Genomic DNA, 14,877 nt, shown 5'->3' with positions numbered 1-14,877 from the left:
GTTCCTCCTTATTTACCGGCGGCGAGTTGCGTCTCGCTCATGTGATGCTTTTCGTGCACGCGGCGCACGAGCAGATTGCAGATGAAGCCGACCACGAGCAGCACGGCCATGATGTGCACGGTCATCGTATAGGCGTCGGCCTTCGCCACGCCATGCGCGACCTGATAGGCGCGCACGTAGTTCACGAGCACCGGGCCCGCCACGCCCGCCGCGGCCCACGCCGTGAGCAGGCGGCCATGAATGCCGCCCACGAACGCCGTGCCGAACATGTCCGCGAGATACGCGGGCACGGTCGAGAAGCCGCCGCCGTACATCGAGAGGATCAGGCAGAACGCCAGCACGAAGAGCACGATGTTGCCGCTCTGCGCGAACTGCGGCACCGCGTAGTAGAGCAGCGCGCCGAACACGAAGAAAATGAAGTACGTGTTCTTGCGGCCCACCCAGTCGGAAGCCGAGGCCCACACGAAGCGCCCGCCCATGTTGAAAAGCGAGAGCAGGCCGACGAAGCCCGCTGCGGCGCCTGCGCTCACGGTGTCCTTGAAGCTTTCCTGGATCATCACCGAGGCCTGGCCCAGCACGCCGATGCCGGCCGTCACGTTGAGGAACAGCACGAGCCAGATGAGGTAGAACTGCGGCGTCTTGAGCGCCTGGTCGATGTGCACGTGCTGGTTCGACACGAGCTTCTTCGCGACGACAGGCGGCGTCCAGCCCGCGGGCTTCCAGTCGGGCGCGGGCACGCGAATGGCGATGGCGCCGATCGTCATCGAGATGAAGTAGGCAATGCCGAGCACCACGAAGGTTTGCGCGACGCCCGCGCTCGTCTCGCTCGCGAAATGCTTCATCAGCATGACCGAGAGGGGCGCCGCGATCATCGCGCCGCCGCCGAAGCCCATGATGGCCAGGCCCGTGGCCATGCCGCGGCGGTCGGGGAACCAGCGGATCAGCGTGGAAACCGGCGACACGTAGCCAAGCCCGAGGCCGATGCCGCCAATCACGCCATAGCCGAGATACAGCAGCGCGATCTGGTGCAGATACACGCCGAGCGCGGAAACCAGAAAGCCGCCGCCGAAGCAGCACGCGGCCGTGAACATGGTGCGGCGCGGGCCCACGCGTTCGAGCCACTTGCCGCCGAACGCGGCAGAAAGCCCGAGAAATACGATGGCGAGCGAGAAGATCCAGCCGAGCGTGGTGAGCGACCAGTCATCGGGCGCGGACGCCGTAATGCCGATCACCTTCGTGAGCGGCGCGTTGAACACGGAGAATGCATAGGCCTGGCCGATGCACAGGTGCACGGCCAGCGCCGCGGGCGGCACCATCCAGCGTGAAAAGCCTGGCGGCGCGACAGTCGCCTCCTTGGAAAAAAATGGTACGGGCTGCGCACCGCGCGTCGAATCTGCAACGCTGCTCATGGGGTCTCCTGAGTCAACCGGAATGCGAGCGGGGCACTCGCTCCGGTTCCATCCGAAATGGCTGTTGGTAGGCGTGGTTTTTGTGTGTTCTTGTGTGTGCAAACGCACGGAACACGATGTGCCGGTGTGCGGCTGCCCCGAACGTTAGTCCCCAGGCGCGGCCTTGGCAATATGAGACGGAGATGCATATGGGACCGCGCGGCCCGCTCGGGGCAGATTGTTGCGCGCGCAGCAAAGCGGCGGCAGCGCCGTATAACGCCTGGGAGAACGATCCAGGCCCCTGGGACACGTGCCATCGCACGGCAACAGATGAGAACCGTTGCTATTGCACGCCCCCGAATCTAGACTCAATACTCGATACAGGGCCCGCGACGCTCCCTGTGAGCGACATCCGCTTGACAAGCCAATAACATGACTTTTAAGTGACGGAAGTAGCGCTCACCCGAGACCCGACACCTGCCGAGCCCCCTCATGCGCCTCGCTCTCGCTCTTTGCCTCACCGTTCTCGGCCCGGCCACCGGAGCGCTGGCCGCCGACCTGCGCGCAGGGGTGGCGCAACTCACGCCCGTGCCCATGGAAGCGAGCGCGGTGAATCCCGCCGGCAGCGCGGCGCAGGCGCCTTATACCAACGAGTCGGAAACGCAGACGTTTACCGTCAACGCGGACGGCTCCTATACGAAGCTCGACACGCTCACGCTGCGCGTGAACACGGAGGCCGGCATCGCGCGCGCGGGCCAGTATTACGTGTGGTTCAACCGCGAGATGGCGCACGTGGAGGTGCTGGAGGCCTGGACCGAGGACGCCCAGGGCGGCCGCCATGACGTACGGCCCGAGCAGATTCGCGACGTGCAGGAAGTGCGCTCGTTCGACGCCCCGATGTTTCAGGACGTGCAGGACAAGGTCATCGTGTTCCCGGCCGTCGAGCCGGGCGCGCGCGTGCATCTCACGTGGCGCAAGACCCAGCATGTGCCCATCGTGCCCGGCTGGTTCAGCGACTTCACGCCGCCGGACCTCGCGCCCACGCACAATTTTCGCGTGATCTACGACCTGCCCGAGAAGGTGCCGCTTTACGCCGACGCGCGCGGCTTCATCGTGCTGCCGCCCGTCACGCTCAACGGCCGCACGCGCTACGAGTACCGCTACGACAAGTCCAGTTTCGAGCGACTCGAATATGGCTCGATTGCCTACGTGAGCTACGGCGACCGCCTGATGGTGTCCACGTTCCCCGACTATGCGGCGTTCGCGAAGGTCTATCGCGAGGCCTCGGTGGACCCGAGCGCGGGCGACGCGGCGATCGTGCGCCTCGCTCAAACGCTGACCGCGCACGACGACACGCCGCGCGCGAAGGCGCAAACGCTCTACAACTGGGTGCGCCGCAACATCCGCTACGTGGCGATCAACATCGGGCGCGGCGAGATCGTGCCGCACCGCGCAACCGAAGTGCTGGCCAATCGCTATGGCGACTGCAAGGACCATGTCGCGCTTTTCGGCGCGCTGCTCGACGCCGTGGGCGTGCGCAACACGCCGGCGCTCGTGAACAGCGGCACGGTCTACACGCTGCCGAGCGTGCCCGGCTTCGGCGTGATCAACCACGTCATCACGTGGCTGCCCGACCTCCAGATGTTCGCCGACTCCACGGCGAGCAACATCGAGTTCGGCTATCTGCCCTCGACCGACATGGACCGCGTGGCCGTGCTCGCCGGCGACGGCAGCCAGGTGCGCACGCCCGCCACCGCCACGACCACGCGCGAGAGCGATCTCGACATCACGGTCGCCCCCGACGGCTCCGCGCGCTTCATCTACCGCTTGCAGGCGCAAGGCTGGTCCGCCGAGCAGACGCGCAGCGTGCTGCGCCTGCAAACGCCCGCGCAGCGCGAGGAATCGCTGCAATGGGAGCTGCGCAACGCCAACCTGCGCGGCAACGCCACGCTCGCCTCCAGCTCGCTCGACGCCACCGCCGGGCCGCTCGTGCTCACGCTCACGGGCACCTTCGACGGCTTCGTCGATCCCGAGATGACCACACCCGTGCCCACGCTCACGAGCTTCGTGGGCGGGCTCGATGCGAACCTGCGCTACTGGCTCGGCGAATCGCGCCGCACGCAGCCGTTCGTGTGCCGCAATGTGGTGGTGACCGAGCGCACACGCATTGCCCTCCCGCCGGGCATGCGCGTGCTCGACGTGCCGATGCCGCAGCACGTCGATAACCGTTTTGTGGATTTCAACTCGCAGTACGCGCTCGACACCGCTTCGAACGTGCTGCGCGTCACGCGCACCGGGAGCACGCATTTCGCGAGCGACGTGTGCAGCGCCGACGATTTCACGCAGATGCGCCCCGCCTTCGAGACGATGGCGCGCGACCTGCGCGCGCAGTTGATCGTCAAGCCGTCTGCGCCGGGCTCGGTGCCCGATAGTCCGCCTAGCGCGCAGTGAGTCCGCGCGCGCGGTTCAAACCGGCCAGAGCGGCCCTTCCTGCATTGCGCCGATCTGCTCGCGCAGTTCGAGAATGCGCTCTTCCCAGTAGCGTTGCGTGTTGAACCACGGGAACGCCACGGGAAACGCGGGATCGTGCCAGCGGCGCGCAAGCCACGCCGAGTAGTGGATGAGGCGCAGCGTGCGCAGCGCTTCGACGAGATGCAACTCGCGCGGCTCGAATTCGCAGAAGTCCTCATAACCCGCGAGCAGATCCGCGAGCGCGCGCGACGCGCCCGCGCGGTCGCCGGGCAGCAGCAGCCACAAATCCTGGATAGCGGGACCCATGCGGCTGTCGTCGAAGTCCACGAAATGCGGACCGGCGTCGGTCCAGAGCACGTTGCTCGGATGGCAGTCGCCATGCACGCGCAGCGAACGCAAGTCGCCCGCGCGCTCGAACGCCGCCTCCACGCCTTCCAGCGCGAGCGTGACCGCCGTCTGCCAGGCGGCGCGCACGTCGGCGGGCACGAAGCCGTGTTCGAGCAGATACGTGCGCGGCTCGTAGCCGTAGGTCTCGATGTCGAGCGTGGGACGCGCGCGATACGCTTGGGTTGCGCCCACCGCGTGAATGCGGCCGATGAAGCGGCCGAGCCATTCGAGCGTGTCGCTGCGGTCGAGGTCGGGCGCGCGGCCGCCGCGCCGCTCGAAGAGCGCGAAGCGGTAGCCGTCGAATTCGTGGAGCGTGCGTCCTTCGAAGGTGAGCGCGGGCACGGCCGGAATCTCGCGCACGGCGAGTTCGGCGACGAACGTGTGCTCTTCGAGTATCGCCTCGTTGCTCCAGCGCCCGGGGCGATAGAACTTGGCGACGAGCGGCGGGCCGTCTTCGACGCCCACCTGGTACACCCGGTTCTCGTAGCTGTTGAGCGCGAGCATGCGGCCATCCGTGCGGCGGTTGGCCGGTATCAGCACGCTGTCCAGCGCGTCGAGCACGCACTCGGGCGTGAGACGCGCGTACGGCGCGGCTAGCGGATCGCCGGGGCTGGACGGCTCACCCGGGATCGGAGAGGGATCGTAATTCATACCCGCATTGTGCCTCTTGCGGGCGGCGCAGGCGAGCCGCCGTGCAAGGCGCGCGCGGCGCGCTACACGCTCGCAGCCGCGCCCTCGTGCCTCCTCAGTGAATCTTCGCGCCGGCGGGCATGACGTGCTCGCCCGTATCGATCAGATCTTCGAGAAAAAAGGGCTCGGTGTTGAGTTGCGCCGACGCGCCAGGCTCCCCGGCATACCAGGTCACCATCGCCATGTCGCCGAGAAGGCGCATCACGATGCCGCGCGCGCCCTGTGGCACGGCGATATGAACGGAACGGACGATAGAACCGATTTGCATGATGTTTCCCCGTTACCTTCGCCGGCTTCCTCGAAGGAAGTCCGGTCGGTAATGCTGACAAAAAACCGATGCGCACCATCGGTTGCGCGCGCATCCAAACCCGCCGCGGGCCACTTGCTTGTTCACCGCGCTTTCGCGGTGCGACCCTTGGCATACCCATTGTTGCCTTTTTGCGCGCACACGCAAAGCGAAAAAATACAGGGGTGCATCAGCAGCCGAACCGGCGCTACGCCATACGCCGCCCCATCTTCGCTCGTGCTGCGCGCACGACTTACGAAACCCTGACTGTAACAGATGGTAAACCCCGCCCCCCGCGCCCTTGCTTGCGCAGCACCCGAAAAAGTACGCTGATGCACGTTGACTGGCGCTATAGTCCTGTCCCATCCGGGCCAGATCCAGTCGCTGTGCGCAGCGGGCAAGAGACCTCGCGCGCACAAGCCGCAACCGGCCACGATACCGATAACCGAGACGCTCGCCACCACGGCCGGACCAGCCCCGCGAGCCAGATATCCCGACACCAGCGAAGGAACCCGCCGTTCCATGTGGATCGTTCGACTCGCGCTCAAGCGCCCGTACACGTTCGTCGTACTCGCGTTGCTGCTGTTGATCGTAGGACCGCTGACGATCCTGCGCACTCCCACGGACATCTTCCCGAACATCGACATCCCGGTGCTCTCGGTCATCTGGACCTACACGGGTCTGCCCGCCGACGAAATGGAAAAGCGCATCGTGCTCAATTACGAGCGCGGCCTTTCGGTGGCTGTAAACGATATCGAGCACACCGAATCCACGTCGCTCAACGGCATTGCGGTGGTGAAGATCTTCTTCCAGCCGCACGCCAATATCCAGGAAGCACTCGCTGAAGTCACCGCGCTGTCGCAGGCGCAGCTGCGCTCGCTGCCGCCCGGCATCAATCCGCCGTTCATCCTGCGCTACAACGCCTCGACGGTGCCGATCCTGCGCCTGTCGCTTTCCTCGCCGCAGCTCACCGAACAGGAGTTGTTCGACTACGGCAACAACTTCCTCAAGACGCAGCTCGCCACCGTGCCGGGCGCGTCCGCGCCGCTGCCCTATGGCGGCAAGCAGCGGCAGATCATGGTCGACATCGACCAGCGCGCGCTACAGCAGCACAACCTCTCGCCCATGGACGTGGTGACGGCGATCAGCGCGCAGAACCTCATCCTGCCTTCGGGCACGGCAAAGATCGGCGCGACCGAGTATTCGGTCACGATGAACGCAAGTCCCGACACCTTAGCGGGTCTCAACGACATTCCCGTGAAAACCACGGCGAGCGGCACGATCTACATTCGCGACGTCGCGCACGTGCGCGACGGCTTCGTGCCGCAAACCAACATCGTGCGCGTGGACGGCCAGCGCGCGTCGCTGCTCACCATCAACAAGAGCGGCAACACCTCGACGCTGGAGATCGTCGATCGCATCAAGCAGATGATGCCCACGCTGCGCAATCTCGTGCCGCCTTCGCTGAATATCGATCCGGTCGCGGACCAGTCGCTGTTCGTGCGCGCCTCGGTGCAGGGCGTGCTGCGCGAAGCGCTCATCGCGGCCGCGCTCACGGCGCTCATGATCCTGCTCTTTCTCGGCAACTGGCGCGCCACGCTCATCATCGCGGTGTCGATTCCGCTTTCGATGATCACCTCAGTCATCGTGCTCTCGGCGCTCGGCGAGACCATCAACATCATGACGCTGGGCGGCCTCGCGCTCGCGGTGGGCATTCTCGTTGACGACGCAACGGTCGCGATCGAGAACATCAGCCAGCAACTCGAACAAGGCAAGACGCTGGAGCAGGCGATTCTCGACGGCGCGCACCAGATCGCCATTCCCACGCTCGTCTCCACGCTCTCCATCTGCATCGTGTTCGTGCCGATGTTCCTGCTCACGGGCGTGGCGCACTATCTCTTCATCCCGCTCGCGGAAGCCGTGGTGTTCGCGATGCTGGCGTCGTACTTCTTCTCGCGTACGCTCGTGCCCACGCTCGCGAAGTACCTGATGCGCCATCATCACAAGCCCGCCGACCTGCATCACGTGCATGGCGCGACGCGCAACCCGTTCATGCGCGTTCACCTCGCGTTCGAGCGCGGCTTCGAGCGGCTGCGCGAGCGCTATCGCGTGTTTCTCGCCGCGCGCGTGACGCATCCCGTGTGGTTCGTCGTGGCGTTTCTCGCCTGTTGCGGCGCTTCGCTGCTGCTCATGCCGTTTCTCGGGCGCGACTTCTTTCCGCAGGTCGATGCCGGCACGATTGCGCTGCACGTGCGCGCGAAAACCGGCATGCGCGTGGAAGAAACAGCCGTGCTCGTGGACCGTATCGACAAGCGTATTCGCGAGCTGATTCCGCCTCGCGAGCTACATTCGATCATCGACAACATCGGCCTGCCGGTCTCGGGCATCAACCTCTCGTACAGCAACACCGGCACCATCGGCACCTCGGACGCCGACGTGCTGCTCTCGCTGAACGAGGACCATCATCCCACCGCGGGTTACGTGCGCCTCCTGCGCCGCACGCTCAACGACGAATTCCCCGGCGTGCAGTTCGCCTTCCTGCCCGCCGACATCGTGAGCCAGACGCTGAACTTCGGCATGCCCTCGCCCATCGACATCCAGATCGTGGGCCGCGACGTGGCGGGCAACCGCGCCTTCGCGGCCACACTGCTCGCGCGGCTGCGCGGCGTGCCCGGTTTCGCCGACGCGCGCATCCAGCAGCCCGCCGATCTTCCGCGCATCTTCATCGACGTGGACCGCACGCGCGCGCAGCAGGCCGGCTTCACGCAGAAGGACGTGGCAAGCGACCTGCTCATCACGCTTTCGGGCAGCCAGCAGACCACGCCCACGTTCTGGCTCAATCCGGTCAACGGCGTGAGCTACAACGTCGTCACGGAAGCCCCGCAATACACGATCGATTCGCTGCAATCGCTCGCCAACATTCCGCTCACCGCGAATGGCCGCAGCAATATTCTCGGCTCGCTCGCTAGCATGCAGCGCGTGGCGGGCAACGCGGTCGTCACGCACTACAACGCGCAGACCACCATCGACATCTATGGCACCGCGGACGGGCGCGACCTGGGCGCGGTGTCCGACGACATCGCGAAGATCATCGACGACACGCGCGCCGAACTGCCGAAAACGTCGAGCATCAAGCTGCGCGGCCAGGTGCAGACGATGAACGATTCGTTCTCCGGATTATTGGGCGGGCTCATCTTCGCGATCGTGCTCGTGTATCTGCTGATCGTCGTGAACTTCCAGTCGTGGCTCGATCCGTTCATCATCATCACGGCGTTGCCGGGCGCGCTCGCGGGCATCGTCTGGATGCTGTTCCTCACGCACACCACGCTCTCCATTCCCGCGCTCACGGGCGCGATCATGTGTATCGGCATCGCCACGGCGAATTCCATTCTCGTCATCAGCTTCGCGCGTGAGCAACTGCGCCTGCACGGCGACGCCGCGCGCGCCGCGATCGAAGCGGGCTACACGCGTTTTCGGCCGGTGCTCATGACCGCGCTTGCCATGGTGATCGGCATGGTGCCGATGGCCATCGGCCTGGGCGAAGGCGGCGAGCAGAATGCGCCGCTCGGGCGCGCCGTGATCGGCGGCCTCGCGGTGGGCACGCTCGCCACGCTGATCTTCGTCCCCGTGGTGTTCTCGCTCATCTACCGCAAGCTCGGCGAGCGCCGCCAGCGCGCCATCGAAAACGTGGTGCCCAAATCATGAATCTCCTGTCATGACGAATCATTCGCAAACGCCGTCGCCGCAAGATCCGCAATCGCCGCACACAGCGCGGCGCTGGCCTGTCGTGCTTGCCGCGCTCGTCGTGCTCGGGCTCGCGGCGCAAGGCATCTGGTCGCGTTATAGCGCACATGCAGCGCTCGAGCGCGAAGCGAAATCGGCCAGCACGCTCTCCGTGCAGGTGGTCACGCCGCAGCGCTCGACCCGCGCGCTCGACCTCGTGCTGCCCGGCAACGTGCAGGCGTTTCTCGACACGCCGATCTACGCGCGCACCAACGGCTACCTGCGCAAGTGGTACTTCGACATCGGCGCGCACGTGAAGGCGGGCCAGTTGCTCGCGGAAATCGACGCGCCCGAGGTGGACGACCAGCTGCGCGCCGCGCGCGCCGATCTCGCCAATGCCGAAGCGAACTACGCGCTCGCGAAAACAACGGCCGACCGCTGGACGCAGATGCTGCAAAACCGCTCGGTCGCGAAGCAGGACACCGACGAAAAGGTCGGCGACATGCTCGCGAAAAAAGCCACGCTCGACGCCGCGCGCTACAACGTCTCGCGGCTCTCGCAACTGCAATCGTACGAGCGCGTGACGGCGCCCTTCGACGGCATCGTCACGGCGCGCAACGTGGACGTGGGCGCGCTGATCGACGCCGGCAACGGCGGCACGGCGCAAAAGGAACTGTTCCACCTCGCGCAGGCGGACCGGCTGCGTGTGTACGCGAACGTGCCGCAAGCCTACGCGCAGCAGATACACGTGCAGGAGCACGCGTATCTCACGCTCAACGAAGCGCAGGGCAAGCGCTTTCCGGGCATCGTCGCGCGCACGGCGGGCGCGGTCGATGCGACGCAGCGCACGATGCTCGTCGAGGTCGACGTGGACAACCGCAGCGGCGAGTTGCTGCCCGGCGCGTATGCGCAGGTTCACTTCGCGCTCGACGGCGCGGCCACGCCGATCACGCTGCCCGGCAATGCGTTCCTGTTCCGCCCCGACGGCGTGAAGGTCGCGACCGTCGATGCGGACAACCGCGTGAAGCTCGTGAAGGTCACGCTCGGCACCGACTTCGGCACGCGCGTGGCGGTGGCTGCCGGGCTCACGGGCGACGAGCGCGTGATCGTCAATCCGCAGGACGCGATCGTCGACGGCACGCCGGTGCGCATCGTGCCCGCGCACGGCGAGCACAAGACGGGCGCGGCGAATGCCGCGAGCGGCGCGAGTGCTGCAAGTGCTGCCGGTGCCACGCAAAGCGCAAGCGACAGCGCGCAAGCGCAGGGCGAATGATGAAGCCAGCCCGCGCGCGACTTGTCGCTTTCACCACGCTAGCTGTGGTATCGGCGCTTTCTGCGCTTGGCGGCTGCACGGTCGGCCCCGACTACGTGCGCCCGGCGATGCCCGTGGCCGCGACGTACAAGGAACTGGAGGGCACGGGCTGGACGCTCGCGCAGCCCGCCGACCAGGCGTCGCGTGGCGCGTGGTGGACGATCTACGGCGACGCCACGCTCGACGCGCTCGAAGCGCAGGTGGAGACCGCGAACCAGAACGTCCAGGCCGCGCAGGCGCACTTTCGCGCGGCGCGCGCGAACGTCGCCCAGCAGCGTTCGAGCTTTTTCCCGCTCGTGACCGCGAGCGGCGACTACTCGCGCTACCGCACCTCGCAGAATCTCCAGTACACGTCGAAGGCCGGTCTCACGATCAACGACTACGCCGTGGGCATCGACGCCACATGGGAGCCCGACATCTGGGGCCGCGTGGCGCGCAATGTCGAGGCCGCGAAGGCCGGCGCGCAGGCGAGCGCCGCCGACATGCAGGCGGTACTGCTCTCGATGCAGGCCGAACTCGCCACCGACTACTTCGAGCTGCGCGGCGTGGACCGCGAGCGCCAGTTGCTCGACGACACTCTCCAGGCCTACCGCGAATCGCTCGAACTCACGCAGAACCGCTACGCGGGCGGCATCGCCACCGACGCCGACGTGGGCCAGGCGCAAACGCAGCTGCAAACCACCGAGGCGCAGGCCATCGATCTCGGCGTGCAGCGCGCGCAACTCGAACACGCGATCGCCATCCTCACGGGCCAGTCGCCCTCCACCTTCTCGCTGCCGGTCGCGCCGAAGGCGGCCTACACGGTGCGCGCGATCGCGAGCCCGCCGGGCGTGCCGTCGAAGCTGCTGGAGCGGCGTCCTGACATCGCCGCCGCCGAGCGGCGCGTGGCGGCCGCGAACGCGCAGGTGGGCGTGGCGACGGCGGCGTTCTTTCCGAGCCTGATGCTCGCGGTCACGGGCGGACTGGAGGCGACCAACTTCAGCCAGTGGCTCGTCGCCCCCGCGCGCTTCTGGTCGCTCGGGCCGACGCTCGCGGGCACGCTGCTCGATTTCGGCGGCCGCGAGGCGGTGCGCGACGCGGCGCGCGCGCAGTACGACGAGAACGTCGCGCAGTACCGCGAGACGGTGCTCGACGCGTTCGGCGAAGTCGAGGACAACCTCGCCACGCTGCGCGTGCTCGAACAGGAAGCGCTCGCGCAGGACCGCGCCGTGGACGCGGCGCGGCGCACGCTGGCGACGATCGAGAGCCGCTACCGCAGCGGCGCGATCACCTATCTCGACGTGGTGGTCGCGCAAACCACGACGCTCACCAACGAGCGCCAGGCCGTGGCGATCTCGCGCCGGCGCATGGCCGCGAGCGTCGCGCTCGTGAAGGCGCTGGGCGGCGGCTGGAACGCGGCCGACCTGCCCGGCGACGATGCGCTCGTGCATCCGGACAAAGCCGGCGGCGCGCGGCCCGCCAGCGCGCCGGTCACCTCGCCCGCGCCAGGCTGACCGATGACCGGCTAACGCTTGAAGACGCATACCGGCCGCGCTGCGGCGCTGGCCAACACCAATCGCATAACAGGCGTATCGTTGCGGCTTTGCAATAATCCGCACTTCTGGAGAACCTGTCGTGACTGCTTCACCGGGCGCCACGCGCAATTCCGCGCCCGCCGCCGTTCCGTACATCGAACGCGGCACTCCTGAATTCTGGCGCGCGAGCCTCGCGCTGCTATTCGCCGGCTACGCCACGTTTTCGCTGCTGTACTGCGTGCAGCCGCTACTGCCCGCGTTCTCGCAGACCTTCGGCGTGAGCCCCGCGCAAAGCAGCCTCGCGCTCTCGTTCACCACGGCCGCGCTCGCCATCGCCATCTTCGTCGCGGGCTTCGTCTCCGAAGGCTGGAGCCGCCGCGGCATGATGACCGCCTCGCTGTGCGCCTCGTCGCTGCTCACGCTCGCCACGGCTTTCGCACCGCACTGGCACCAGTTGCTGGTGCTGCGCACGCTCGAAGGCATCGCGCTCGGCGGCGTGCCCGCCGTCGCCATGGCCTGGCTCGCCGAGGAAATGCACCCCGACGGGCTGGGCCTTTCGATGGGGCTCTACGTGGGCGGCACGGCCATCGGGGGCATGGCGGGGCGCGTGATCACCGGCATCGTCACCGACCTGTTCGGCTGGCGCGCGGCCGTGGCCGTGATCGGTCTGCTCGGCCTCGCCTCAATGTTCGCGTTCCGCGCGCTGCTGCCGCCCTCGCGTCACTTTTCGCCAAAGAGCGGCCTCGGCTTCGCGCATCATCGCGCGGCGCTGCTGCGCCATTTCGCGCGGCCCGGCCTGCCCATGCTGTTCGCCATGGGCTTCGTGCTGATGGGCAGCTTCGTCACGCTGTACAACTACATCGGCTACCGGCTGATCGCCGCGCCCTATCACATGAGCCAGGCGGCCATCGGCGCGATCTTCCTTGTCTACCTCACAGGCGTGGTCGCGTCGCCGTGGTCCGGCCGCATGGCCGACACCTTCGGGCGCGGCCGCGTGCTGATCGCCAGCCTCGCGATGATGCTCGCAGGCGTCGTGCTCACGCTGTTCTCGCCGCTTGCCGCTATCGCCGCGGGCATCGCCTGCCTCACGATCGGCTTCTTCGCCGGGCATGCGGTGGCGAGCAGCTGGGTCGGCCGGCTCGCGCGCGAAGCGAAAGGCCAGGCCGCCGCGCTGTATCTGCTGGCCTATTACCTCGGCTCGAGCGTGATGGGCTCGGTCGGCGGGCACTTCTGGGCGGGCGCGGGCTGGAGCGGCGTGGCGGGGCTCGTGATCGTCCTGCTCGTCGCCGGGCTCGCGCTCGCGGTGACGCTGCGCAAGCGTGAACACGCCGGAGCGGCATGAGGCGGGCATGTAGCGGGCATTCAGCAGGCATGAGGGGCGACCGGGCACGCAGCATGCGCGCTTGTACTTCTGTGCGCCGCACAAGCCCGCAATAGAAAGGCATCCGTAATATTAAGACGACTGACGCTTTGCGGGCCGCGCGAGCCGCTGTGCCACGCCGAAGCGCTTCTGGCGGGCTTTTGCGGCGCGGCGCACGCACCGGAGGACAGCACGGCGGCACGCATGCGTGCCGCCATGTTCGCCACCCTCACCTATACTCGATTGCAGGCCCGAAGCCGCCGCGTCACGCCGCCGGCATGACGATCAGAACAACAAGCATCGCGCGCCTTCGTTGCCAACACGATAAGGAGACGAGCATGGAAGGTTATTTCACGATCGGCGATTTCGTGATGATCATCCCGATGGCCCTCGCCGGCGCCCTTTTTCTCGGCGCGGTGCCGTGCGCAACGGAATTCAGGCACAACACGCTGCGCGTGATCGGTGCGCTGATCGGCGTTCTCGCGGCTGTCGCGCTCGTCGAGACGCTGCCTGCGCTGATGTAACGTACGGGCTCATTTAGCGCATGGTGGCCCACGAGCCGCCTGCGCGATGCGCTGCTTCCGCGTTCGCCGTGACGTTGCATGGCGTCGCGCCTGGCGCGCGAAACGCCGTGCGCGACGTCACACGCACGTACCCTCTCGCGCCCTCTCATTCACTCAGCCCCGACACCCGGCTGCAAACCCCTGAACTGCCGCAACGCAGCGGCGAGATAGTCCGCGCTCGCCGCTTCCTGATGAGCCTGCACGAGCGCGGGCAGCGCCGTCCAAGGCAGCGTCGGATGCAGATGATGCTGGCGATGCAGATGGTGGTTCATCAGCAACACGCCCAGGACGCGCGGCACGCGAAAGTCACGCGCGCGCCCCGGTTCGTCGAGCGCGACGCCGTAGTGCGGCAGGTTGTCGGCCACCGAGAGCCATACGCCACGCAGATACATCGCCGCGAGCAGCACCGGCCACGCCTTGCCGTAAAGCACGAACGACGCCGCGTATAGCGCGACCGAGACGAGCCAGTCGCGCCGCGCGCGGCGGCGGCGCACGGGGTCGGCGGCATGGTTCGCGAAAAGCCGCTGCACCTGCACGCCCTCGCGGCCGTGCGCGCCCACGCCGCGCGCGACGATCTTGCGCGCGAGCCGCACCGGCAAGAACGCCACGAGCGGCAGCAGCAGTTCGGCAACGTAAAGGCCGCCCAGCAGGCGCGCGTAATACGCAATGCGGCGGCGCCAGCGCGCGCCGGACCCTGTGCGAGCGTCGTGCCCATCGTGAATTTCGTGCACATCGGGACGGTCGAAGGGCTCGCGCGTGAAGCGGTGATGCATCAGGTGTCCGAAACGCACCGCATCGAACGGCATGGCCAAACCGATGGCGAGCGCACGGGCAAGCCACTCGTTCGGGCGGCGCTCCCGCGACAGTTGCCCATGAATGCCTTCGTGGATCAGCCCCCAGTGGGCCGGCGTGGCGAGCACCACGGGCACGAGCGTCGCGAGCAGGGCGAGTGTCGGGCCGCCCGTTGCGTCGATGAGGAGCGGCAGTCCGATGAGTTCGTAGCCGAGCGCCGCGAGCACGAAGGCGATCAGCACCGCGTTCGCGCGGGCGGCCTCAGCGGGCCTGGGCGCTCGCGTGGCGGACGGGGAACGCGCTGCGCGTTCGGCGCTCATGGACTCCATGGTGATTCCTCGCGGCAAAGGCTGCCGCGACGTTAGCAGGGCCACATGACAAAGCGAAGAA

At 67.1% G+C, this 14,877-nt stretch carries 10 protein-coding genes; 6 read left to right on the top strand and 4 right to left on the bottom strand.

Annotation, left to right across the window (positions count from 1 at the left end; translation table 11 throughout):
* Positions 1 to 8: 8 nt before the first annotated feature.
* The gene (locus C7402_RS01655; protein ID WP_112170139.1) at positions 9 to 1,409 is read right to left on the bottom strand and encodes an L-lactate MFS transporter; all 1,401 of its coding nucleotides are present in this window, start codon (positions 1,407 to 1,409) and stop codon (positions 9 to 11) included.
* 471 nt (positions 1,410 to 1,880) lie between these two features.
* Here C7402_RS01655 and C7402_RS01650 point away from each other — a divergent pair, with 471 nt between their 5' ends.
* The gene (locus C7402_RS01650; RefSeq protein ID WP_425273758.1) at positions 1,881 to 3,839 is read left to right on the top strand and encodes a DUF3857 domain-containing transglutaminase family protein; all 1,959 of its coding nucleotides are present in this window, start codon (positions 1,881 to 1,883) and stop codon (positions 3,837 to 3,839) included.
* A 15-nt stretch (positions 3,840 to 3,854) separates the two neighbouring features.
* Here C7402_RS01650 and C7402_RS01645 read toward each other — a convergent pair whose 3' ends face one another.
* Positions 3,855 to 4,898: a serine/threonine protein kinase gene (locus C7402_RS01645; protein WP_116609413.1), complete on the bottom strand. Its 1,044-nt coding sequence runs from the start codon at positions 4,896 to 4,898 to the stop codon at positions 3,855 to 3,857.
* A 94-nt stretch (positions 4,899 to 4,992) separates the two neighbouring features.
* Positions 4,993 to 5,205, bottom strand: a complete 213-nt coding sequence (locus C7402_RS01640) for a hypothetical protein (RefSeq protein WP_112170137.1) — start codon at positions 5,203 to 5,205, stop codon at positions 4,993 to 4,995.
* Between the two features lie 540 nt (positions 5,206 to 5,745).
* Here C7402_RS01640 and C7402_RS01635 point away from each other — a divergent pair.
* The 5 genes from C7402_RS01635 (at position 5,746) to C7402_RS01615 (ending at position 13,656) form a co-directional block, all read left to right on the top strand.
* Positions 5,746 to 8,928 (top strand): efflux RND transporter permease subunit, encoded by a 3,183-nt coding sequence (locus C7402_RS01635; RefSeq protein WP_116609412.1) that lies wholly within the window; start codon positions 5,746 to 5,748, stop codon positions 8,926 to 8,928.
* Positions 8,929 to 8,938: 10 nt separating this feature from the next.
* On the top strand, positions 8,939 to 10,219 hold the full coding sequence (locus C7402_RS01630) for an efflux RND transporter periplasmic adaptor subunit (RefSeq protein WP_116609411.1): 1,281 nt from the start codon (positions 8,939 to 8,941) through the stop codon (positions 10,217 to 10,219).
* Positions 10,219 to 11,751 carry an efflux transporter outer membrane subunit gene (locus C7402_RS01625; RefSeq protein ID WP_372460556.1) on the top strand — a complete coding sequence of 511 codons (1,533 nt, stop codon included), beginning with the start codon at positions 10,219 to 10,221 and terminating at the stop codon, positions 11,749 to 11,751. The genes C7402_RS01630 and C7402_RS01625 overlap by 1 nt, the downstream gene beginning before the upstream one ends.
* Positions 11,752 to 11,872: 121 nt before the next feature.
* Entirely contained in the window at positions 11,873 to 13,114 is a 1,242-nt protein-coding gene (locus C7402_RS01620; RefSeq protein ID WP_224045260.1) for an MFS transporter, read from the top strand.
* 356 nt (positions 13,115 to 13,470) lie between these two features.
* A complete protein-coding gene (locus tag C7402_RS01615; RefSeq protein ID WP_028203177.1) occupies positions 13,471 to 13,656 on the top strand; it encodes a hypothetical protein in 186 nt (61 codons plus the stop codon).
* A 149-nt stretch (positions 13,657 to 13,805) separates the two neighbouring features.
* Here the strand turns inward: C7402_RS01615 and C7402_RS01610 are convergent, their stop codons facing one another.
* A complete protein-coding gene (locus C7402_RS01610; RefSeq protein ID WP_244314715.1) occupies positions 13,806 to 14,816 on the bottom strand; it encodes a fatty acid desaturase in 1,011 nt (336 codons plus the stop codon).
* Positions 14,817 to 14,877 lie beyond the last annotated feature (61 nt).

The organism is Paraburkholderia unamae (assembly GCF_003096875.1).
Classification (GTDB): Bacteria; Pseudomonadota; Gammaproteobacteria; order Burkholderiales; family Burkholderiaceae; genus Paraburkholderia; species Paraburkholderia unamae.
Note: the sequence above shows the minus strand (reverse complement) of the source record. Positions and strands in the feature narration are given on the sequence as shown.